This window comes from Arthrobacter sp. 01T414, from assembly GCF_056398965.1.
In genome coordinates this window covers 599784-621849 of record NZ_JBFTQK010000001.1, presented here as the reverse complement: position 1 = coordinate 621849, position 22066 = coordinate 599784, and the positions used below count along the sequence as shown (strand labels likewise).

Genomic DNA, 22066 nt, shown 5'->3' with positions numbered 1-22066 from the left:
GGGTCAGATTCTTTGGCCACAATGCATTTGGCCAGAATGCATTTGGTTTGGCGGCAGCCGGTTAGGCTGTTGCCCGTAAAGGGGGGCCATCATGGCAGGAAACGTGTGGGGCGCCGACGTCGCCCAGTTGCGAGTGCTCGCGCAGCACTTCGGGAAGACGTCCGAGACGCTGCTGCAGCAGTCCACGGCACTGTCCACGGTCATCAACAACAACACCTCGTGGAAGGGCGCGGACGGCGCCCGCTTCAAGTCGGAGTGGAACGGCAGCCACCGGGCCCTGATCCAGCAGACCGCGCGCGCCCTGAAGGAACAGTCGAAGCGGCTCATGAGCCAGGCAGACGAGCAGGAAAAGGCTAGCAATGCAGCTCCGGGCTCCGGCGGCGGACCCGGTGCCGGGACGCCCGGAAGCACCGGCGGCCAGGGCCAGTCCGGCTCCAACGATCCGTGGGGACCCGACTGGCTCGCGGATCCGAATTCCCCCTTCCGCGACGGCTGGGACATCTACGGCTTGACCAAGGCCCTGCCGAATCTCCGCGCCGGCCTCTTCGACCTTGCACACTTCATCGGCAAGGCGGACAGCGTCTCCGAGTTCTTCTCCAAGGACTTCAGGAATGTGGCAAAGGCATTCCAGGACTCGAACATGTTCAGCCAGCTCTTCAACACCTCCTCCGAGCTCTTCGACGGCAGGTGGGACACGGCCCTGAACCTTGCCGAGGGCGGCAAGGCCGCAAAATTCTTTGAGTTCGGCGGGAAGGCCCTCGGCGGACTCGGCGTCGGCCTGGACCTGCTGGACACGGTCAACCACATCAGCGACGGTGAAAAGGGCGCCGCAATTTACTCCGGAATCAAGGCGGGCCTGGGCGTGGCAAGCTTTGCCCCGCCACCGGTAGGAACCGCGGCCATGGTCGCCTCCGGTGCACTCGCGATTTACGACAATGTGCCGGTGGTACATGAGGCTGTTAATGCCGTAGGCGAGTCCATCGCCGACGGCGCCGAGGCTGCCTGGGACAGCGCCGGAGACGCCGCCGACAAAGTCGGCGACTTCTTCGGCTTCTGAGCTCACAACGAAAGGTATCGACGATGACTGAAACTGCAACGGAGCGCACCGCCATACCGGATGCCCTCGGCTTCGGGTTTGCCGAGATAACTACCCTCGCCAGCCTCAGGGGCGGTGAAGCGGCGACCCTTAGCGCCGAAGCGCTGAGGGTGGGCAACTACCTGGGCGATACGGACATGGTGAGCGCGGGCGCGTCCTCCCTGGTCGCACGCGGGCTGGCCAAAGCCGAAAGCGACGGCCTGCTCTCGGTAGCCGGACCCACCGCCGCCGTGGCCGCGGTCCTGAGTTCCGCAAGCCGCCGCATGGAGATTTCCCTGCTCACGGCGGAGGGTGGCGACAGCGTCATCTTCATGGAAAGCGATGACCTCCATCTGCTGTTCCAGCCGCGCGCCTACTTCACCTGGTGGGCCATGGCGCAGCGGCCTGATGTCACCGCCGCCGAGGCCAACTTGATGGTCGTCAAGCAGCACCTGCAAACCCACCCGCAGGGCGGAGCCACCCTCCGCCGCAGGGAGGAGCCCACGGGGCGGACCCTGTACGTGAAAAAGGGCAGTGACGGGTCATGGACCATCGGCACGTCCACCGCGCAGCAGCCGGACATCACCGAGACCACCGGCCTGGACGACGCTGCCCTTCTCGACCAGATCCGCGCCATCCGACAAGACGAACTGTGAGCTTCGATCGCGAGCGTGAACGCCGCAACGACGAGGTGTATGCCGAGCACAAGGAGGCGCTCGCGCGGGGCGAGAAGCGCGTGCTGCGAAAGACCGACAACGGCGAACTGCACAGCTATCCGGCGGACGAAATCGGATTCTCTCCCGGCCGCGGCCAGGTGCAGGTCCGGTCCTGGTGGGGCATGGGAATCCTCACTGCCGTAATGGGGCTATTGGTCATCCTTTCCTTGGTGATCCTGCTGGCCCCCGCGGGCCGCGGTGAGCAGCCTTTCTGGGGAGCGCTGTTCCTGACGGCGTTCGGCGGTTTCGGAGCCTGGTATACCTTCGGCATGGCAAGGGACGAGTACCGGGCCAAAAGGCTGCGGGCGCAGCGGCAGGCGCCCGAGCCTGGAGCCGGGCACGTCTCGCAGTAGTTGGCACGCCCGGGCACCGTTCGCCGGCGTGACGTAACCGACTGCGGCCGGACGGCCGCAAAGTCTAAACTGGCCCAATGACTACAGCAGCTACCCCGTCCGTCGGACTGGTCGGTTGGCGTGGCATGGTCGGCTCCGTCCTGATGCAGCGCATGCAGGACGAGGGCGACTTCGCCAACATCAACCCGGTCTTCTTCTCCACCTCGAACGCCGGAGGCGCCGCTCCGGCCATCGCAGGTGCGGCGGCGGGCGCTGCCGGCAAGCTCGAGGACGCATTCGACGTCGAGACGCTGGCCAAGCTGCCCATCATTGTGACCGCCCAGGGCGGGGACTACACCAAGAAGGTGCACGGCGAACTGCGCAGCCGCGGCTGGGACGGCCTCTGGATCGACGCCGCTTCCACCCTCCGCATGAACGATGATTCCATCATCGTGCTGGACCCGATCAACCGCGACGTCATCGACGCCGGCCTCTCCGGCGGCGTGAAGGACTACATCGGCGGCAACTGCACCGTCTCCTGCATGCTGATGGGCCTGGGCGGGCTGTTCAAGAACGGCCTCGTCGAGTGGGGCACCTCCATGACCTACCAGGCAGCCTCCGGCGGCGGCGCCAGGCACATGCGCGAACTGCTGAGCCAGTTCGGCACGCTCAACGCCGAGGTCAGCAGCGAACTGGACGACCCGGCGTCGGCGATCCTGGAAATCGACCGCAAGGTCCTGGCGCACCAGCGCACCGACATCGACGCCACCCAGTTCGGGGTGCCGCTGGCCGGCTCGCTGATCCCGTGGATCGACGCCGACCTCGGCAACGGCCAGTCCAAGGAAGAGTGGAAGGCCGGGGTGGAGACCAACAAGATCCTGGGCACCTCCGACGCGGACCGGGTCATCATGGACGGACTGTGCGTCCGGATCGGCGCCATGCGCTCGCACTCCCAGGCGCTGACGCTCAAGCTCCGCGAGGACCTCTCCGTCGCCGAGATCGAAAAGCTCCTCGAAGCGGACAACGAATGGGCCACCGTGGTGCCCAACACCAAGGAAGCATCGATGGCCGACCTCACCCCGGTGGCGGCGTCCGGCACCCTGGACATCCCGGTGGGCCGCATCCGCAAGCTCGAAATGGGCCCGGAGTACATCAGCGCGTTCACCGTAGGAGACCAGCTCCTCTGGGGCGCTGCGGAGCCGTTGCGGCGCATGCTCAACATCGCCACCGGCACGCTCTAGCCGTCCTTAGCCTCAGCGCCCAAGGAACCGCCGGTACTTTGCGGCCTGCAGCTCGAAGGATTTTCGGGCCGCGGGCCGCAGCCCGTTAACCGCGTCGAAGGGCTCGGGCACGACGGCGGCGCCGCGGCCGTTGCCGGGCCCCGCCCAGGTGCCGACCACTTCGCCGCCGGCCACGATGGTCTTCTTGAACACCCCGTTGCCGCCGGGCACGATCTTGTCCGCGTGGTGCGACGGCAGGGCGATGGACCGGTCGGTATAGCCCAGGATGAACTCGTCGAATCCCGGCAGCGCCAGCACGGAGCGCTGGCCCGGCACGACGCCGTCGAGCAGGGCCGCCGTCTGCGGCGACAACCAGTAGGTTCTTTCCTCAAATTCCAGCTCCACCAGCTGGGCCCGCACCTCGGCCAGCGCCGCCCGGGTTTCCGTCAGCGAAATCCCGGACCACCAAGCGAAGTCCCGCTCCGTGGCGGGACCGTGGCTGCACAGGTAGCGCAGCAGCCACTCGGCGATCCCCTCCGCCCGATCCAGGGTCCTTGAGTCCGTGATCCAGTCGTCGAAGGCCACCACCAGCTGCTGGTTGCCGGCCAGCGGGCCCTGGACCAGCTGGGCCCGCTGGCACAGCAGGGCGAGCAAGTGGATGCCGCGCTGGCCCGCGGTGGACTGGCCGGCTTCCTCGAAGGCCTGGAACAGCTCCGCCCGGCTGGCGGCGCCCCCGCCGCCGACCCGCTGCAGCGCTGCGCCGGCGGCGGCGTCCACATCCGCGGGCGAGATGCCCAGCTCCCGGTGCCGCCCGGCGAGGCTCTTGATGAGGCGGCCGGAGGTGATGTTCAGGACCCATTTCAGGTCCTCGGGCGCCAAGAGGTGCAGTGTGCCGCGCATCGGCCAGGAGCGGACGATTTCGCCGCGGTCCAGCGCGGCACGGACGTCGGTCACACGGGAGCCCGGAACGCGCTGCCCTACCGCCCAGAGCGAAGCCTGGAGGTCCTGTGCCTGCAGGGCGGTCATGGCCCGGACCGACCCGGGAACGGACTCGAAGCCAGGCCCGGTGAGCCCCTGCGAGGCCAGACGGAGCCGGCCCATCACCGCCCGGCTCAATCGTGTGCGCACCTGTGCTGCCATGACCTCATCCTAGGGCCGGGGTCAGACGCTCCGGCGGAATCCGGCTGCCGCCCCGCACCCTCCCAGCCTGCGCCCAGCCGGCCTTATTAAAGTGGATGCATGACTTTGGGTGACGTGTGGCCGCTGCTGCGGCCCCTGTGCAGGAGGCTGGCCCTGCTGGGCTGGGCCTCCAGCGCGGCCGGCATGGCTGCCGGACTGGCCGTCGCCATCGCCAGCGGCACCCGCCTCTCCCCCATGATGACAACGTTCCAGACGGTGTCCGCCGCGTCCATGGGAGTAGCCGTACTCAGCTTTGTCACGGCTGCGATGATCCAGCCACGGCCCTCGGCATTGCAGAACGCCGAGCGCCGGGAACCCGAGCCCGACCCGGGGGCCGAGTTCCCCGCCACGGTTCACAGCTTCCTGCTCGGTTCGCTGGCGTTGCTGGCCGGAGCGGTGGCGTTCGCCTGCGCCGGGCTTCTGCTGCGGAGCGGGCCCAGCGCCCAGTCCGTGGCGTTCTGCCAGGTCTTCCTGCTGGGCGCCGCGGCGTCCGGCTTCACCTTCATGCTCTTCAGCAAGGTGGTCCCTCGCCGCGGCAGGAACTAGGCGCCCGCCTGCTGCTGTGCCTTACAACTCGATGCCGATCAGCAGTGGCTCGGGGTGCAGTTCGATGCCAAAGCGCTCGAGGACGCCGCGGCGCACCTCGCGGGCTATGGCCAGCAGGTCCGCCGCACTGGCGCCGCCGCGGTTCGTGATGGCCAGGGTGTGCTTGGTCGACAGCGATGCGCGGCCGCCGGAGACGCTGTCCGGCTCGAGCCCGAAGCCCTTTCCGTAGCCGGCATGGTCGATCAGCCAGGCTGCGGAGAGCTTGGTCAGCCCCTCGGCGCTGCCCGGGTAGCGGGGGGCGTCCTCGGGCAGCGCGGCCGCCACCTCGGCGGGCACGATCGGGTTGGTGAAGAACGAGCCGGTGGAGTATGTGTCCCGGTCCGACGGATCCAGCACCATGCCCTTGGAGGCCCGGAGCCGGAGCACCTCGCGCCGGACATCGTTGGAATAGGCCCGCTGGCCCGGCTCGACGCCGAGGGCCCGGGCCAGTTCGGCGTAGCGGATCGGGGCGCTCATCCGGCCCAGYGGCAGCTGGAATTCCACCGTAAGCACCACGTACCGCGGGGACCCGTTGGTGGTGGTCTGTTTCAGCACGGAGTCCCGGTAGCCGAACTTGAGCTCCGAATTGGTGAACGTCTGGACGGCGTTGCGTTCCCGGTCCCAGGTGCGCACCGCGGCAATGGTCTGCGACACGTCGGAGCCGTACGCTCCGACGTTTTGCACYGGGGTCCCGCCGGTGGCGCCGGGAATCCCGGACAAGGCTTCTATGCCCGACCAGGCATGCTTCACGGCGTGCTCTACGAGGGCGTCCCAGTTGTGGCCTGCCTGGACCACGACGGCGACTCCGCCGCAGGAATCTTCGGCGTTGACGGTGAATCCCTCGGAGGCGATCTTCACCACCGTTCCGGGGAAGCCGTCGTCACCGACCAGCAGGTTAGAACCCCCGCCGATGATCAGGAGGGGTCCGCCGTCGGCGTCGGCAGTGCGCACGGCGTCGATAATCTCCGCTTCGGTGCGGGCTTCGACATACTTGGCGGCGGGGCCGCCGACGCCGGCGGTGGTCAGGGCTGAAAGCAGAGTCTGGGTCACCCCACCAGCCTAGCCCGGTCCGGACCCCGCCCGGAAAGGCGCCGGGCCTGACCTAGCCGGCTTTGCGGGCCACCGGGGAGAGCAGGAAGCTGGCCACGAGCATCACCATAACGGCCAGCAGCGAGTGCAGGATGCCGACGTGCTCCGCCAGCAGGCCGAGCAGGGGCGGACCACAAAGGAAGGCACCGTAGCCGATGGTGGAGACCACGGACACGCGAGCCGCGGCCTTGACCGGGTCGTCCGCGGCGGCGGACATGCCCACCGGGAAGCCCAGCGAGGCGCCAAGTCCCCAGATGGCAAGCGCCACGAAGGCCAGCCACGGCACCGGAGCGAAGACGAACAGACCCAGGCCGGCCACGGCCAGCGCCGCGCACCAGCGCATCACCGGGACCCGGCCGTAACGGTCCAGCACCACGGTGCCGGCAAAACGTCCCACGGTCATAAACGTGACGAAGAGACCGTAACCGGCCGCTCCGGCGGCGTCGGACTGGCCGTGCCCGTCCGCGAGCGCCAAGGCCACCCAGTCCCCCGCCGCGCCCTCGGCCAGGGCGAGCCCCAGCACCAGGACACCGAGCAGCAGGGTCCGGCGGTCCCGCCAGGCCTGCGCGATCTGCCGTTTGTTGTCCAGCGGTTCCTCGGGGCCCTTGGTCGCCTGGCTGATGACGGGCAGCGGTCCGGTGGAGGGGTCCTCGAAGGTGTCCGGGCCGGAGGGGGTGAACTCCTTCTGCGCCTCGAGCGGGGTGATGTCGGCACGGAACCAGTTGGCGGCCGTGGCCACGGAGCCGGCGACGAGCAGGCCGACGGCGGCCAGGTGCCAGAAGACCGGAACGCCTGCGCCGGCGGCCCAGGCCCCCACGCCGGCGCCGGCCACGGTGCCCAGGCTGAATGCGCCGTGCAGTCGCGGCATGATGTGCCGCCGCACCGCGCGCTCGACTGCTGCGCCTTCCACGTTGGAGGCGGTGTTCCAGCTGGCCGTGCCGAGGCCGACCACCACGAGTCCCGCCGCGACCGCCAGCGGGTTGACCAGGACGGACGTTCCGAAGCCGGCAAGGATGAGGCCGGCACCCACCATGATGCTGCCGATCCGGATGGTCTGTTTGGAGCCGAACCGCAGCACGATCAGCCCGGACGCGGACACCGAGACAAAGGATCCCAGCGTCATGCAGAGCAACAGCAGGCCGACGTTACCGGGCGTGAGGTCAAGGCCGTCACGGATGGCCGGCAGCCGGGACACCCAGCTGGCGAAGGCTATGCCGCTGAAGGCGTAGGCTGCCACGACGGCGTTGCGCCACCGCGTGACCTCGGCGGGCTGGGCGGTACGCACCTTCACGGCTGAGTCATCCGGTCAGGCCAGCCTGACGACGGCCTGGGCCTTCATGAGCACCTTTTGGCCGCCGGCGACGACGGTGAGGTCCACGCGGGCGGTGCCGGCATCGGCGTCGAGCGCCCCGATGGCGCCGCTGACTTCGATTACCGCACCGGCATCCGGCGTCCCGGTGGTATCCGCGACCGGGACCGGCTTGCTGAAGCGGGTCTGGAAGTCCACGACGGCGGCGGGGTCACCGGCCCAGTCGGTGACCAGCTGGACGGCGGCGCCCATCGTGAACATGCCGTGGGCGATCACACCAGGCAGGCCGACGGCCGTGGCGAAGGCTTCGTTCCAGTGGATCGGGTTGAAGTCGCCGGAGGCGCCGGCGTATTTGACGAGGTCGGTGCGGGTGACCTCGATGCTCCGGCTGCCGAGATCCTGGCCGACGGTGAGTTCTGAAAGTGTGGGGCGCATGGCTTACTGTCCCTCTCCGCGGACCAGGATGGATGAGGTGGTGGTGGCGACGGCTTCGCGGCCGCCGTCGGAATCGTAGCCGGCGAGGGCGAAGATCTCGGAGCGGGTGGTGATCATGGCGCCTCCCCCCATCGCGCGGACGCCGTCGACGTGCAGTTCGGCGACCAGGCGGTCTCCGGCGACGATCGGCCGGTGGTGGACGAAGCGCTGGTCGGCGTGGACGACACGGGAGAAGTCGATGCCGGAGTCGGGGTCTTCGATCAGCTGCGCGTCGGCGCGCTGCGCGACGATGATCGCGAACGTGGGCGGGGCCACCAGGTCGCCGTAGCCCAGCGCCTTGGCGGCGTCGACGTCGAAGTGCGCGGGGTGGGTGGCCTTGACCGCGCGCGCGAACTCGCGGATCTTCTCGCGGCCGACGTCGTACACCTCTGCGGCAGGGTAACTGCGGCCCTGCAGATCCGGATTGATAGTCATGGTTCCAGCCTAGCGCCCTGCCTCCGCGCGGCTTTCCCCGTGACGCCGCACCGGGGTCTTGCATCCAAGCGATATGATGGAAACATCAATTCATAAATCCGCAGCCCGTTGCCGCCGGGCCGCCAGCCAGGAGAGCGCAGGACCGCCGTGATTTCCGCAGCACAGACCCCCTTGTACGAAATCAAGGCCAACCTGTTCAAGGCCTTGGCCCACCCGGCACGGATCCGGGTGCTGGAACTGCTGGCGGCGGCCCCGGACACCTCGGCGCCGGTCAGCTACCTGCTGGCCGAGACCGGGCTGGAGGCCTCGCACCTGTCCCAGCACCTGGCCACGCTCCGCCGGCACCGGGTGGTGACCTCGGTCCGGACGGCCAACGCCGTGACGTACCGGCTGGCCCACCCGAAAATTGCCGAACTGCTCGCCATCGCCCGGATCTTCCTGCTGGACAGCCTGGCGGATTCCGGCGAACAGCTCCGGCTGGCGCAGGAGCTGCCGGCCGCGCCGCTCCAGGGTTCCGCGTCATGACCGCCGCGACGGCTACCGGGGCGGCACGAGGCGCCCGGGGATCCCTCACCCGGTTCCTGCCCTCCCGCCGCGACTACGACGGGCTGCGCGGCTCGTGGCGGACGGACCTGCTCTCCGGCATCACTGTGGGCATCGTTGCCCTCCCGCTGGCCCTCGCCTTCGGCGTGAGTTCCGGCGTCGGCGCGGAGGCCGGGCTCATCACCGCGGTGGTCGCAGGGCTGGTGGCTGCCGTCATGGGCGGCTCACACGTCCAGGTGTCCGGGCCCACCGGCGCCATGGTGGTGGTCCTGGCCCCCGTGGTCGCCGCGCACGGCGCCGGCAGCATCGCCCTGGTCTCCGTGCTGGCGGGACTCCTGGTCATCGTCCTCGGCATCAGCGGCCTGGGCCGGGCCGTCGCGTTTATCCCGTGGCCGGTTGTGGAGGGCTTCACCCTCGGCATCGCCGCCATCATTTTCCTCCAGCAGGTGCCCATGGCCACCGGCACAACGGGCGTGCCGGGCCACAACACCGTGCTGGCCGCCGTCGAGAGCGCCGCCAAAGCCACGGCGCCCGCTGTGCTGCAGACCCTGGCCATCGTGGCCGGCGTCGCCGCGGTCATGTTGCTGTTGCCCCGGCTGAACAAAGCCATCCCGGCCAGCCTGGCCGCGGTGCTGCTGGCCACCGTGGCCGCCGAACTGCTTGACCTGCCCATACCGCGGATCGGCGCCCTGCCGCACTCCCTGGCCGCACCCTCGCTGCCCGCACTGGACCCGGCGTCCCTGGGCGGTTTGTTCATGCCCGCCCTGTCCATCGCCATGCTCGCGGCCATCGAATCCCTGCTCTCGGCCCGGGTCGCGGCCGGCATGGTCGGCCCCGACGGCCGGCCCACCGGCACCTACAGCCCGGACCGCGAACTTACCGGCCAGGGCCTGGCGTCGGTGGCGGCAGGGTTCTTCGGCGGCATGCCCGCCACCGGGGCCATCGCCCGGACCGCCGTCAACGTCCGCTCCGGAGCGAAGACCCGGCTGGCGGCGGTGGTCCATGCCCTGGTGCTGCTGGCCATCATTTACCTCGCGGCCGGCCTGGTGGGACGGATACCGCTGGCGGCCCTGGCCGGAATCCTGATGGTCACGGCCACCCGCATGGTTTCGCGGCAGACCGTGGCGGCGGTGCTGCGCTCCACCCGCGCCGACGCCTTCGTCTTTGTCCTGACAGCGCTGATCACCGTGGCGTTCGACCTGATCGTGGCGATCGAGATCGGACTGGTCGCGGCCGCCGTATTCACGCTGCGCAAGTTCGCCTCGCTCAGTGGCGTGCAGCGCGAAGACATCCCGGGCCCTGCGGCTCCCGGCGACGGGCACATCGCCGTCCTCCGGCTGGACGGTGCCATGTTTTTCGGGGCAGCGGAGCGGGTCCTGCAGGAGATCAGCCAGGTCAAGGACATCCAGGTCGCGATCATTCGGCTCTCGCAGGTCCGGATGCTCGACGCGACCGGGGCGCACACCCTGGTCGACGTGATCTCGGCGCTGGAGCTGCGCGGGGTCACGGTGCTGCTTAAGGGCGTCCAGCCGCAGCACCTGGATCTGGTGACCAATGTCGGCGTGATCCGGTCACTGCGGCACCACAAGCACCTGTTCGATACCCTGCCGGACGCCGTGGAGCACGCCCGCAGCCACGTGGCGCGGAACGCCGCCGCTAACGCTTGAGGTTTTTCCGGATGGTCTGGCCGCGGACCACGATTCCGGCGATGTGCAGGATGAGCCCGAGCCCGATGACGGCCAGCGAGGCCAAGGCAAGGCCCTGGTTGCCCGAGTTGTTGCCGACCAGGTTGAGGATGATGCCCGCGGCAATCAGGCCCATGGCGCTGAAAACGAGCACCTTGTAGGTGGTTGACGCGGTGGCCCAGAATTCGTTCAGCACCGTGCCAGTCTACCGGTGACCGCCGCACCCTCCGCGTCCGCGGCCTACCGGCTCACCCGGCGGCAGCCCCTCAGAACAGTGCTTCCTGCACCGCAGGAACGCCGGACCCGTAATCGCCGGCTTCGATCATCCGCGCCTTCAGCTGCCCCAGGTCCACCACGAATTCCAACGCGCTGCCGTCCAGCGCCGCCAACGCGATGCTGCCGCTCAGCGAGTCGACCCGGAAGCCGTGCGCGCCGCTTGCCAGGCTGTGCGGGTAGGCGTGCCGGGCGGCCGGGGCGCAGGCCGCGTCAGCCAGGCCGGGGCGCAGCCACCGTTCATCGACGACCTCAAAGCCCTCCAGCCCGGTGCCGCGCAGGAGTTGACGGACTCCGGCCGCGATCCCGGCATTCCGGGAGTCGAGGCCGGCGCCGGGCGGCGGGTCTGTGAGTCCCGCCGCCTTCGCGGCCGCGCGGACCTGCTGCGGCAGCCCGGCGTCGCGCGTGACCAGGTCCTCCAGGATTCTCACCACCCGCCCGTCATCGGCGCGGGCGACATAGCGGGCGACGACGGCGCCCTGCTCCGCAAGCCGGTGCCACTTCCGCAGGTTCGAGGCGGTGCCCACCTTGCTGGCGCCGTTGGCGAAGGTGGCGATGTAGAGCCAGTGCGGCTGCATCAGGTAGGCGCGCAGCCCGGGCGGGACTCCCCCGCCGCGGTGGAAGTCATGGATCAGCCGGGAATCGTCCACGGCGAAGCACGGCCCGCACTGGCTGCCTCTGGCTGCTTCGGCCCCGCTCGGACAGAGGATGTGGTCCCGGTCCGCCGGGCCGTGCACCCTGTGGTGGCCCAGGCAGTGCTTGCCCGCGGCCGCGAGCCGGAACCCTAGCCGCGTCCCGGCGTCGAGCGCCACCTCGGTGAAGGCGCCCGAGTGGTCCTGCAGGCGCAGGGCCGCGGAGCCGGCGCCCGGCCGTCCAGGTGCGGCAGCGTGGCCATCCCAAAAGACCCCGTGGACCAGATAACGGGTATCGGTCACGGGGTCTCCTCGGCGTCGGGGGCCGGCTACAGGGCCGGCTGCACCCCAAAGGCTACCGCGAGCTTCATGATCTTTTCGGCGCGGCCCAGGCGCGGCAGGTCGGAGCCGTCCCGGATCACGCGGCCGTTGGCTTCAAAGTCGGCCATGAAGTCGGTGGCCCAGGCGACGTCGGACGGCGTGGGGCTGATGACCTCGTTGATCACGTGGGTCTGGTCGATCGCGAGGCAGAGTTTGCCGGTCATGCCCATCATCACCGTGATGCCGGTCTGCTCGCGCAGGATCGGGTGGTTGGTGCCGACCGTGGGGCCGTCGATCGGGCCGGGCAGGTTGCCGACGCGGCTGGCGACCACGAGCTTGGCGCGCGGGTAGGCCATGGCTTCCGGGGTGGCGGCCATGCCGGTGTCGCGGCGGAAGTCACCGGAGCCGAAGGCCAGCCGGAACGCGCCCTGGGCCTTGGCGATGTGGTTGGCTTCCTCGATGCCGACGGCGGATTCGACCAGCGGAATCACCGGGGTTTTGCCGTCCATGCGGTGGAAGCTCTCGGTGACCTGGTCCGCGGATTCGGTCTTGGCGAGCATGACGCCCAGCAGGCCCGGGGTGCCGCGCAGGCCGGCGAGGTCATCGGCCCAGAAGGGGCTCGTGGCGTCGTTGATCCGGACCCAGGCGCTGCCGCCGGCGGTCAGCCAGTCCACGACGTGCTCGCGGGCGGCGTCCTTCTGGGAGGGATCCACCGCGTCTTCGATGTCCAGGATGATGGCATCCGCGCGGGACTCCGCGGACTGTCCAAAGAGTTCCGGCTTCATGGCGTTGACCAGCAGCCAGGAGCGGGCGATTTCGGCCGGGACGTTGCGCTGGGGCCGGACAATCCCGGCGGTGGTGGTAGAGGTCATGCCTCTACGCTAGCCGCCCGGGGCCACCCGCCGCCAAGTAATACCCCCGTTAAGGGCGACCAATACGACCAAAATCACCCCCGCACCCCAACTGGCTCGCAGTTGTTGTCGTTTTGAGGGCTGAGAACGACAACAACTGCGAGCCAGTTGGGGGTGGGTCTGTGGGCGGGTGCGCGGCTAGGGGATGTTGCTGCCCCGGGCCGTGATCCAGAGCCGGTACCACTCGGCCCGCGTCATGGCCGCGGCCACCTCGCCCGCGCCGGCGCCGGCCCGGATCCGGTCCGGCTTGGCGGTGCCTATCACGGGGGCAATTCCGGCTGGGTGCTTCATCAGCCAGCCCAGCAGCACGGCTTCGGCCGTGACACCCTTCGCGGCGGCCATCTCGGCCACGAGTTCGGCGGTGGCCGCCTCCGCCGCACTTGGATTCTCGGCGGGCGCCCCCGTGTAGAGCCCGCGGGACAGGGCGCCGTAGGCCTGCAGGGTGATGCCGTGCCGGACGCAGTGCTCCACGGTGCCGTGCGGGAAGCTGTAATCAGTGCCCTCGGCATGGTTGACCAGCACTGTGCTCTCCAGCCAGGCCCGCGCGGACAGGCTCATCTCCAGCTGGTTGGCGACCACCGGCACCTCAAGCCGGTCCTGCAGCAGCTCGATCTGCGGCGCGGACATGTTGGACACACCCACCGCCCGGACCTTGCCCTCGGCCATGAGCTGCGAAACGGCGGATGCCACCTCGGCCGGATCCAGCAGCGGGTCCGGCCGGTGCAGCATCAGCACATCGACGTAGTCGGTCCGCAGCCGGGCCAGGCTCTCGTTGACGCGCTCCAGGATGCCGTCCCGGCTCAGGTCGTAGAACGCCTCCAGCCCCTGCTCGCCGAGCCGGATGCCGCACTTGGTCTGCAGCCGGATCCGCTCGCGCAGCCCCGGGGTCTGCGCCAGGACCTCGCCGAACACCGCCTCGGCCTTGCCGCTGCGGTAAATGTCGGCGTGGTCGAACWGGGTGATGCCGGCGTCCAGGGCGGCGTCGACGGCGGCAGCCGCCTCGTACACGTGCGCGGACGAGTACGGCTCCGCCGACCAGCTGCCACCCAGGCCCATGCAGCCGTAGATCAGTTCCTGGGTAGGCGCGGCGCTCACCGAAGCCAAACGGTGGTGTTGCCCGGGAGCAGCTGCCCGTCCAGCGGGCCGCTGCTGACCAGCACCTCGCCGGCCGGGAGCTCGACGGCGTCGTCCCCGAAGTTGGTCACGGACTGCCAGCCGCCGTGGCGGCGGAAGTGCAGGACGCTGGCGTGGCCGGCGTCCAGCCATTCCAGTTCCTCGGAGGTCTGCAGTTCGCGGCGCAACTTCAGTGCCTTGCGGTAGAACTCCAGCGTGGAGCCTTCGATTCCGTCCTGGGCGGCCACGGCGTAGCGGCTGAACCACTCCGGCTGCGGCAGGTGGGCGCCGCCGTCGCCGAAGCCGAAGGAGGATCCCTCCGGGGCCCAGGGCAGCGGCACCCGGCAGCCGTCGCGGCCGATCTCGACGCCCTTGTTGCGGAAGAAGGTGGGGTCCTGGCGGTCCGCGTCCGGAATCTCGGCGACCTCCTGCAGGCCCAGCTCCTCGCCCTGGTACAGGTAGGCGGAGCCGGGCAGCGCCAGCATCAGCAGGGTCGCGGCACGGGCGCGGCGCAGCCCGAGTTCGACGTCCAGCTCCTCTGCCGGGGCGCCGGCCAGCAGCCAGCCCTTGCCGTCCTGGCCCTTGGCATGCTTGCCGCCGCCCTTGGGCAGGCCGTAGCGGGTGGCGTGCCGGACGACGTCGTGGTTGGAGAACACCCAGGTGGACGACGCGCCGGACTCGGTGGCCTCGGCGAGGTTGCGGGTGATGATCTCGCGGAACTCGTCGGCGTCGAAGTCGGCCTGCAGCAGGTCAAAGTTGAAGGCCTGGCCCAGTCCCTCGGGGCTGGCATAGCGGGCGCGGCGCGACGCGTGCACCCAGGCCTCGGCGACGGCGGTGCGCGGCGGGTTGTATTCGTTGAAGACCTCGCGCCACTCGACGTAGATCTCGTGCACCTCGTCGCGGTCCCAGAACGGGTGCGAGCCGTCGTCGAAGCCGTCGGTGCCGCTGTTGGCCTCGCTCAGTTCGACCTTGGACAGCAGGGGTTCGGTCAGGTCCTTGGTGAGGGCGTGCGCTACGTCGACGCGGAAGCCGTCCACACCGCGGTCGGACCAGAAGCGCAGCGTCTTGAGGAAGTCGTCGCGGATCTCGCGGTTGGACCAGTTCAGGTCCGGCTGTTCCTTGGCGAAGATGTGCATGTACCACTGGCCGGGGGTGCCGTCGGGTTCGGTGATGCGCTCCCAGGCCGGGCCGCCGAACACGGACTCCCAGTCCGACGGCGGGATCTCGCCGTTTTCGCCCTTGCCGTCACGGAAGATGTAGCGCTCGCGGGCGGCCGAGCCGCGGGGGGACGCGAGGGCTTCCTTAAACCATTCGTGCCGGTTGGAGGAGTGGTTCGGGACGATGTCCGCGATCAGCTTGATGCCGGCGGCGTGCAGCGCGGCGGACATCTCATCGAAGTCGGTCAGGGTGCCGAGCTTCGGGTCGACGTCGCGGTAATCGTCGACGTCGTAGCCGCCGTCAGCGAGGGCGGAGGGATAGAACGGGGAGAGCCAGACGGCGTCGATCCCGAGTGCCTTCAGGTACGGGACCTTGGCGGTGATGCCCTTGATGTCGCCCAGGCCGTCACCGTTGGAGTCGGCGAAGCTGCGCGGGTAGATCTGGTACACGGACGCCTGGCGCCACCAGTTGGGGTCGGCGGCGAGGTCGGAACCGGACAGGGTTGCCAGCGTGGCGGTGTTCGACAAGTTAAGTCCTTCGGGCTGGGGTGCGATGTCTGACGAAAGCGGTATCTGATAATTTAGATACAAGCTAAATATAATGCCGGTTCAATTATGGGTCCGCGCTCACAGGGAGGTCAAGATTCCAAAGAAGCCGCAGGGCGCCGCGACCCCTCAACTGCTGCGCCGGGTCAACGCCCAGGCCGTGCTGGCGGCCATCCGGAGCACAGAGGTGGCCACCGGCACGGAGCTGATGGCGGGTACCGGGCTCACCCGTGCCTCGGTGATCGCCGTCTGTGAGGACCTGATCCGGCGCGGCTGGATCCGGGAACTCGGCGCCCCGGCCAAGGACACTCCCGCCGCCGGGAGCCCGCAGAAGGGCCGGCCGGCGCGGCGTTTCGAGCTCCGGGCGCGGGCCGGCGTGGTCCTCGGCATCGACATCGGCGCCGCCACCACCACGGCGGCCGTCGCGGATCTCCGGGGCACGGTCCTCGGCAGCGCCAGCGGCAGTTTCCGTGCCGCGGACATCCCCGCCGCCGAGCGGGTCGACGTCGTGGACCGGACCTGCCGGCAGGCACTGGAGGCCGCCGGCGAGGTGCCGGCCAAGGTGCTCGCCGTGGGCGCCGGGATCGCCGCACCGGTGGACCGAGGCGGCAAGGTCCTGGCGGCCCAGCACTTCTGGAGCCTGTTCGACGTCGGCCTCCGCTCGGCCCTGCAGGAGCTGCACGGCTGGACCGTGCTGCTGGAGAACGATGCCAACCTGGCCGCGCTCGGGGAACGCTGGCGCGGCTCCGGCGCCGGCGTCGACGACCTGGTGGTGCTGCTGGCCGGCGAGCGGCTCGGCGCAGGCGTGCTGGAATCCGGACGCCTGCTGCACGGCCGCGGCGGCGGTGCCGGCGAAATGGGATTCCTGGACATGGTTGAGGGCGTCGGGTCCAGCGACGGCATCGCGAGCCTGGCCCGGCAGTGGCAGGCCTCCGACGGCGGACCCGCGGCCGGCGGCGAGGCAAGTGCCCGGCGCGTCTTTGAGGATGCAGCCGCCGGGGACTCCGCAGCCCTGGCCATCCTGGACCGGCTTTCGGAACGGATGGCCCGGGTGATCGCCGCCGTTGCCAGCCTGCTCAACCCGGAGCAGGTGGTGATCGGCGGCGCCGTCGCGGATTCGGCCGGCGCGCTGGTCCCCGGCATCACCGCCGCGCTGCCGCGTTTCACCGCCACTCCCCCGCGCGTCACGGCCTCTCCGCTGGGCGACAGGATTGTCACCGTAGGCGCCATCCGGCATGCCCTGGACTTCGTCGAAGCCAACGCCCTGGAACTGGAACTGGCCCGCTGACGGGGTGCCCGCGGGCTGGGTCTTAGCTGTGCCCCGGCCGGATCCGTTCCCGGGGCGTTTACTCCGGCATGATCATGGTGCGCAGATCCAGCTGCCGCAGCACCCGGTCCGCGACCTCGGGGTCCATGTCGGGTTCATTCCGGGCCGCCACGACCTCCTGACGCGCCGCGTCCAGCGCGATTGTCTGGACGGCGATGGCCAGCTCGCGGCCCCGCTTGCGTTTCTCGGTGACACTTTCGTTCCGCAGGCTGCCGTCCAGGAGTTCGGCATGGAGCCGGGTCATCTTCTCCTTCACCAGGGCCACCTTTTCCTGCGGCAGTTCCTTCATGAACTCGTTGTCCTTCAGCGCCGCGATGGCTGCCTGCTGGGCCCGGGAGGCCAGCAGCCGGGCGGCGTCGCGCTCCACGGAGCCGTCTTCGGAGGCTTTCAGGACCCGCATCAGCCAGGGCAGGGTCAGGCCCGGCAGCACGAGGGTGGCCAGCAGCACCGCGCATGCAATCACCAGCAGCTCGCTGCGGGCCGGGAACGGGGACCCGTCGGCCAAGGTGACCGGTAGAGCCAGCGCCAGTGCCAACGTCGCCAGGCCGCGCATCCCGCACCAGGAGAGGATCAGGACTTCCTTGGCGGAGGTGGGGCGTAGCGTGTTCTTCGAGCTCCGGGCCAGCCCGGACATCATCGCCAGCCAGCCGAAGCGCACGGCGAACACCAGTACGCAGACCACGGCGGCTGTCCCTGCCATGCCGAAGACGGCGGTACCTTCCTCGCGGATGACCTGCCGGATCTCCAGTCCCACCAGCCCGAAGGCGAGACCGGTGGCGAGCAGTTCCACCACGTCCCAGAAGGCGGTGCGGGTGACGCGTTCGGCGGCGTCCTCGGGCCGTGAATGCCGCTTGATCTCCAGCGCGGTGACGACGACGGCGATCACGCCGGAGGCATGGAGCTCCTCGCCGAGGATGTAGGCGGCGAACGGTACCACCAGCGTGACGGCGCTGCGGGCCACCATCGACTGCACCAACCGCGTGATCAGGCTCGTGAGCCAGCCCATGCCGATCCCGATTCCGACCGCCAGTGCGGCGCCGAGCACGAACTGCAAGACGACGCCGGGCCCGATCTTGGTGCCGGAGACCGAGGCCGCGACGGCGGCCTGGAAGATGACGATGGCCGCCGCGTCGTTGAAGAGGCCCTCGCTCTGCAGGACCGTGATGAGCCGCCGCGGCATGTGGACCCGCCCTGCGATCGAGTCCACTGCCACCGGGTCCGGCGGCGCCACCATGGCGCCGAGGGCTATTGCGGCCGGGATGCCGATCCCCGGGATCATGAGCCAGGCTGCGCCGGCCACGACCGCGGTGGAGACCACGACGAGGGCGACGGCGAGCATCAGGAGCGTGCGCCAGCGGACCCGGAAGACGGCCCAGGAACTGCGTTGCGCGGTCGCGAACAGCAACGGCGGCAGGAAGATGGGCAGGATGAGCTCGGGCGCGATGTCCATCTCCGGAAAGCCCGGGATGAAGGTCAGCGAGGCGGCCAGGATCAGCATCAGGACCGGGTACGGCAGGCGGAGCCGGTCGCCGATGCCGACGGCCACCACCGTGGCGAGGAGTAGTCCGACGATAAGGGCCAGCTGGTCCATGGGCTCTCTTTCCCCGGGCATTTAGGGCGGCCAGGACCCGGTCAATAATGCGCTGGCCGCCCCACTACCCTATCGGGGTGTCAGGGCTCGGAAACTAACTCCCCGGCTGCAGGGCTGCGGCGAGCGGCAGGGTTCCGTCGCGGAACTCGATGGTCCGGCCGGCGGTCTGCGGCAGGCCCAGCACCGCGGCGGCGACGAGGGCCACATTGGAACGCGAGGTGTCGGTGCCGTCTGAAGTGTCCGAGGGGTTGACGTCGAGCAAGCCGTTGCCCGGGCCGTCGGTCAGGGATCCCGGGCCCAGTATGGTCCATTCCAGGCCGCTGCCGCGCAGGTGCGCGTCCGCGGCGGCCTTGGCCTCGGCGTAGGCGTAGAACCCGTTGTCCTCGGGGACGCCGTGGTCCGGCCCGGCGCCGAGGTAGGAGACCATGACGTAGCGCCGGACTCCGGCCTGGTCCGCCGCGTCCATCGAGCGGATAGCCGCGTCCCGGTCGACGGCGTAGGTGAGTTCCGGGCTGCCCCCGCCCGCGCCGGCGGACCAGACCACGGCGTCGTGGCCCTCCAGCGCCGCGGCGATCTCCGCCGTCGTCGAGTTCTCCACGTCGAGGACCAGCGGGGTGGCGCCGGTGGCTGCCACGTCGTCGCGATGGTCCGGGTTGCGGATGATGGACGTAACGTCTGCCCCGTCCTTGGAGAGGATGCCGGACAGTTCCAAAGCCACTTTTCCGTGGCCGCCGATGATTGCGATTCGCGTCATCGTCCCATTCTGTCCCAAGCGTGCCGGCCCCGCACCCCCGGCGCCGCCCTCCGGCCCGTTTGCTCTCTCACCTAGGGTTGTTCTCAGGGCCTCGGAAGAGCCACAAGTGAGAGAGCAACGCAGGGGTTAAAACAAAAGGACCCCGCAGGCTGGCCTGCGGGGTCATTCTGTAGCGGCGGGGAGGCTCGATCTCCCGACCTCACGATTATGAGTCGTGCGCTCTAACCAACTGAGCTACGCCGCCACGAATGAGAAAAACCTGCGCCAAGCCGGTCAAAACCGCCTTGACGCAGGCCCTCATTCAGAGCCCCCCACCGGAATCGATCCGGTGACCTCGTTCTTACCAAGAACGCGCTCTACCACTGAGCTAGGGGGGCAACGAGTAAATACTCTACCGGAAGATTCGGCTCCCAACAAATCGGCCAGCCAACGGCTCCGCCCGGCCTAAAATCCCCGCGATTCCGGGGCTATCCGGGGACTTCCGCACTCCCCCGCGGCCCGTTCCGCCGGACACCCGTGAACGGATGTGACGAAGCCGACTAGCGGGTTCGGCGCGTGATCGAAACCGGGATCGGGACGGCCTTAAAGCAGAACAGGCCGGCTCGAAAAGAGCCGGCCTGTTCTGACGCTGCCTAGGAGCTAGCGACTACCACTTGTTGCGGGGTTTGAAGCCGCCTTCGTGGCGCGGCTTGCGGGTGTCGGAGCCGACGCCGCGCTCGTTGCGGTCACTGAAGGAGCGGCCGCCGCGGTCCGCGGTGGAACGCTCGCCGTCGTTCTTGCGGAACTCGCGCTTGAAGCCGCCGTTGCCCTTGAAGTTGCCGCTGCCGCCGGAGTAACCGCCGCGGTCGCCCCGGTCTCCACCACGGTTGCCCTGGTAGGCGCCGCGGTCACCGGAAGGCTTGCGGCCGTTGTCCAGCTCGAGGTGGATCAGCTCGCCGCCGATCCGCGTGCGGGACAGGGCTCGCAGCTGCTCGGGGCTCAGGTCCGCCGGGAGTTCCACGAGGGAGTGGTCCGAACGGATGTCGATGCCGCCGATCTGGGCCGAGGAGATGCCGCCCTCGTTGGCGATGGCACCCACGATGGAACCCGGCATGACGCGCTGGCGGCGACCGACGGCGATCCGGTAGGTGGCGTTGCCTTCGGTCAGCGTGCGGGTCGGGCCGCGGGAGCCGAAGCCGTCCTTGGAGCGCTCGCGCTTCTGGAATTCCGGAGCGGCCGGCAGTTCCTTGACCAGGAGCGGCTGTCCGCCCTGCGCCATGACGGCCAGTGCGGCGGCAATCTCGGCGGCCGGGACGTTGTGCTCTTCCTCGTAGGAGGCGATCAGGTCACGGAACGCGGCGACGTCCTCGGACTCGAGGGTCTCCGTGATCTTCTCCGCGAACTTGCCCAGGCGCAGGGTGTTGACCGTCTCGGCGGTGGGCAGGTGCATCTGCTCGACCGGCTGGCGGGTGGCCTTCTCGATCGAACGCAGCAGGTACTTCTCCCGCGGCGTCATGAACAGGATCGCGTCGCCGGAGCGGCCCGCGCGGCCGGTGCGGCCGATGCGGTGCACGTAGGACTCGGTGTCGTGCGGGATGTCGTAGTTGATCACGTGGCTGATGCGCTCCACGTCGAGGCCGCGGGCGGCGACGTCGGTGGCGACCAGGATGTCGATCCGGCCTTCCTTGAGCGCGTCGACGGTGCGTTCACGCTGCTGCTGCGGGATGTCGCCGTTGATGGCGGCAGCCTGGAAGCCGCGGGCGCGGAGCTTGTCGGCGAGGTCCTCGGTGGCCATCTTGGTGCGGACGAAGGCGATCACGCCGTCGAACTCTTCGACCTCGAGGATGCGGGTCATGGCGTCGAGCTTGTGCGGGCCCATGACCTGCAGGTAGCGCTGGCGGGTGTTGGCGCCGGTGGTGGTCTTGGACTTGACCTGCACCTCGGCCGGGTTGTTCAGGTACTGCTTGGACATCCGGCGGATCTGGCCCGGCATGGTGGCGGAGAACAGTGCAACCTGGCGGCCCTCGGGGGTCTGCTGGAAGATCTGCTCCACGTCATCGGCGAAGCCCATGCGCAGCATCTCGTCGGCCTCATCCAGCACAAGGTACTGGAGTTCGGACAGGTCGAGGGAGCCCTTGGCGATGTGGTCGATCACGCGGCCGGGGGTACCGACGACAACCTGGGCGCCGCGGCGCAAGCCGGCCAGCTGGGGACCGTAGGCGGAACCGCCGTAGACCGGCAGGACGGTGAAGTCATCGATGTGCTTGGCGTAGGAGGTGAAGGCCTCGGCAACCTGGAGGGCGAGCTCGCGGGTCGGAGCCAGGACCAGGGCCTGGGTCTTGCGGGACGGGCCGTTCAGGTCGTGGAGCTCGGCGAGGCGGGACAGCGCCGGCACTGCGAATGCTGCAGTCTTACCGGTGCCGGTCTGGGCCAGGCCCACGACGTCGCGGCCTTCGAGCAGCAGCGGGATGGTTGCGGCCTGGATCGGGGAGGGCTTCTCGTAGCCGACGTCCTGCAGGGCCGCGAGGACACGGGCGTCGATGCCGAGGTCGACGAAGCGGAGGCCCGTTTCGTCGTCGCCGCTGTTGTCGGCGGTCTTCTCGGCGTCGTTCGCGGTGGTGTTTACTGCCGCTGCGGCAGGCGTTTCGGTGATCTCGACGTCGGCCTGGGTGTTTTCGGTGTCGACGGAGTTGTTCTGATTTTCGGGCATAGGGGAATATTCCTCATCCATAGGGGCCAGGCGGCACAACCCGAGGTGAGCGGAGCCGCAGTACGCGTGACACAAGTTGCCGGGCATACGTTGACCGGCCGGTCACATAG

Annotated in this window: 21 protein-coding genes and 2 tRNA genes; 8 read left to right on the top strand and 15 right to left on the bottom strand. The window is 69.3% G+C overall.

What is annotated here, in order from left to right:
• Positions 1–91: 91 nt before the first annotated feature.
• From AC1DK9_RS02905 to asd, 4 genes are all read left to right on the top strand, one after another.
• The gene (locus AC1DK9_RS02905) at positions 92–1057 is read left to right on the top strand and encodes a WXG100 family type VII secretion target (RefSeq protein WP_476914951.1); all 966 of its coding nucleotides are present in this window, start codon (positions 92–94) and stop codon (positions 1055–1057) included.
• A gap of 23 nt (positions 1058–1080) precedes the next feature.
• Positions 1081–1731: a hypothetical protein gene (locus tag AC1DK9_RS02900; RefSeq protein ID WP_476862400.1), complete on the top strand. Its 651-nt coding sequence runs from the start codon at positions 1081–1083 to the stop codon at positions 1729–1731.
• The gene (locus tag AC1DK9_RS02895) at positions 1728–2144 is read left to right on the top strand and encodes a hypothetical protein (protein ID WP_476862401.1); all 417 of its coding nucleotides are present in this window, start codon (positions 1728–1730) and stop codon (positions 2142–2144) included. Before AC1DK9_RS02900 ends, AC1DK9_RS02895 begins: the two co-directional genes overlap by 4 nt.
• Before the next feature lie 77 nt (positions 2145–2221).
• Positions 2222–3364 (top strand): aspartate-semialdehyde dehydrogenase, encoded by a 1143-nt coding sequence (gene asd, locus AC1DK9_RS02890; protein WP_476862402.1) that lies wholly within the window; start codon positions 2222–2224, stop codon positions 3362–3364.
• Positions 3365–3376: 12 nt separating this feature from the next.
• On the opposite strand, the gene AC1DK9_RS02885 is transcribed toward asd, so the two are convergent.
• Complete coding sequence (locus tag AC1DK9_RS02885) at positions 3377–4483, bottom strand: winged helix DNA-binding domain-containing protein (protein ID WP_476862403.1); 1107 nt, start codon at positions 4481–4483, stop codon at positions 3377–3379.
• A 99-nt stretch (positions 4484–4582) separates the two neighbouring features.
• Here AC1DK9_RS02885 and AC1DK9_RS02880 point away from each other — a divergent pair, with 99 nt between their 5' ends.
• On the top strand, positions 4583–5068 hold the full coding sequence (locus AC1DK9_RS02880) for a hypothetical protein (RefSeq protein ID WP_476862404.1): 486 nt from the start codon (positions 4583–4585) through the stop codon (positions 5066–5068).
• A 21-nt stretch (positions 5069–5089) separates the two neighbouring features.
• Here the strand turns inward: AC1DK9_RS02880 and AC1DK9_RS02875 are convergent, their stop codons facing one another.
• The 4 genes from AC1DK9_RS02875 to AC1DK9_RS02860 are packed head-to-tail and all read right to left on the bottom strand — an operon-like array spanning position 5090 to position 8414.
• Positions 5090–6157 carry a UDP-N-acetylmuramate dehydrogenase gene (locus AC1DK9_RS02875; RefSeq protein WP_476862405.1) on the bottom strand — a complete coding sequence of 356 codons (1068 nt, stop codon included), beginning with the start codon at positions 6155–6157 and terminating at the stop codon, positions 5090–5092.
• A gap of 52 nt (positions 6158–6209) precedes the next feature.
• The gene (locus AC1DK9_RS02870) at positions 6210–7487 is read right to left on the bottom strand and encodes an MFS transporter (protein ID WP_476862406.1); all 1278 of its coding nucleotides are present in this window, start codon (positions 7485–7487) and stop codon (positions 6210–6212) included.
• A gap of 15 nt (positions 7488–7502) precedes the next feature.
• Positions 7503–7940, bottom strand: coding sequence for a MaoC family dehydratase (locus tag AC1DK9_RS02865; protein ID WP_476862407.1), 438 nt, complete (start codon positions 7938–7940; stop codon positions 7503–7505).
• Between the two features lie 3 nt (positions 7941–7943).
• Positions 7944–8414 (bottom strand): FAS1-like dehydratase domain-containing protein, encoded by a 471-nt coding sequence (locus AC1DK9_RS02860; RefSeq protein WP_476862408.1) that lies wholly within the window; start codon positions 8412–8414, stop codon positions 7944–7946.
• A gap of 147 nt (positions 8415–8561) precedes the next feature.
• Between AC1DK9_RS02860 and AC1DK9_RS02855 the strand changes: the two genes are divergently transcribed.
• The gene (locus AC1DK9_RS02855; RefSeq protein WP_476862409.1) at positions 8562–8939 is read left to right on the top strand and encodes an ArsR/SmtB family transcription factor; all 378 of its coding nucleotides are present in this window, start codon (positions 8562–8564) and stop codon (positions 8937–8939) included.
• A complete protein-coding gene (locus AC1DK9_RS02850) occupies positions 8936–10624 on the top strand; it encodes a SulP family inorganic anion transporter (protein ID WP_476862410.1) in 1689 nt (562 codons plus the stop codon). Before AC1DK9_RS02855 ends, AC1DK9_RS02850 begins: the two co-directional genes overlap by 4 nt.
• Here the strand turns inward: AC1DK9_RS02850 and AC1DK9_RS02845 are convergent.
• The 5 genes from AC1DK9_RS02845 to AC1DK9_RS02825 all read right to left on the bottom strand — a co-directional run bounded on the left by AC1DK9_RS02845 (position 10614) and on the right by AC1DK9_RS02825 (position 15577).
• Positions 10614–10838, bottom strand: a complete 225-nt coding sequence (locus AC1DK9_RS02845) for a DUF3188 domain-containing protein (protein ID WP_476862411.1) — start codon at positions 10836–10838, stop codon at positions 10614–10616. The two genes, AC1DK9_RS02850 and AC1DK9_RS02845, sit on opposite strands and share 11 nt — an antisense overlap.
• A 70-nt stretch (positions 10839–10908) precedes the next feature.
• The gene (locus tag AC1DK9_RS02840; RefSeq protein WP_476862412.1) at positions 10909–11850 is read right to left on the bottom strand and encodes a DUF2797 domain-containing protein; all 942 of its coding nucleotides are present in this window, start codon (positions 11848–11850) and stop codon (positions 10909–10911) included.
• A gap of 26 nt (positions 11851–11876) precedes the next feature.
• Positions 11877–12740: an HpcH/HpaI aldolase/citrate lyase family protein gene (locus tag AC1DK9_RS02835; RefSeq protein ID WP_476862413.1), complete on the bottom strand. Its 864-nt coding sequence runs from the start codon at positions 12738–12740 to the stop codon at positions 11877–11879.
• A gap of 177 nt (positions 12741–12917) precedes the next feature.
• Positions 12918–13874, bottom strand: a complete 957-nt coding sequence (locus AC1DK9_RS02830) for an aldo/keto reductase (RefSeq protein ID WP_476914950.1) — start codon at positions 13872–13874, stop codon at positions 12918–12920.
• Positions 13871–15577, bottom strand: a complete 1707-nt coding sequence (locus AC1DK9_RS02825; RefSeq protein WP_476914949.1) for a glycoside hydrolase family 13 protein — start codon at positions 15575–15577, stop codon at positions 13871–13873. Before AC1DK9_RS02825 ends, AC1DK9_RS02830 begins: the two co-directional genes overlap by 4 nt.
• Positions 15578–15650: 73 nt before the next feature.
• Between AC1DK9_RS02825 and AC1DK9_RS02820 the strand changes: the two genes are divergently transcribed.
• Positions 15651–16883 (top strand): ROK family protein, encoded by a 1233-nt coding sequence (locus AC1DK9_RS02820; RefSeq protein ID WP_476914948.1) that lies wholly within the window; start codon positions 15651–15653, stop codon positions 16881–16883.
• A gap of 58 nt (positions 16884–16941) precedes the next feature.
• On the opposite strand, the gene AC1DK9_RS02815 is transcribed toward AC1DK9_RS02820, so the two are convergent.
• From AC1DK9_RS02815 to AC1DK9_RS02795, 5 genes are all read right to left on the bottom strand, one after another.
• Positions 16942–18513 (bottom strand): Na+/H+ antiporter, encoded by a 1572-nt coding sequence (locus AC1DK9_RS02815; RefSeq protein WP_476862417.1) that lies wholly within the window; start codon positions 18511–18513, stop codon positions 16942–16944.
• 94 nt (positions 18514–18607) lie between these two features.
• Complete coding sequence (locus AC1DK9_RS02810) at positions 18608–19267, bottom strand: SDR family oxidoreductase (RefSeq protein ID WP_476914947.1); 660 nt, start codon at positions 19265–19267, stop codon at positions 18608–18610.
• 170 nt (positions 19268–19437) lie between these two features.
• A tRNA-Met gene (locus AC1DK9_RS02805) sits at positions 19438–19511 on the bottom strand.
• Positions 19512–19572: 61 nt separating this feature from the next.
• Positions 19573–19644 (bottom strand) — tRNA-Thr (locus AC1DK9_RS02800).
• Positions 19645–19913: 269 nt separating this feature from the next.
• A complete protein-coding gene (locus AC1DK9_RS02795) occupies positions 19914–21956 on the bottom strand; it encodes a DEAD/DEAH box helicase (protein ID WP_476914946.1) in 2043 nt (680 codons plus the stop codon).
• Positions 21957–22066 lie beyond the last annotated feature (110 nt).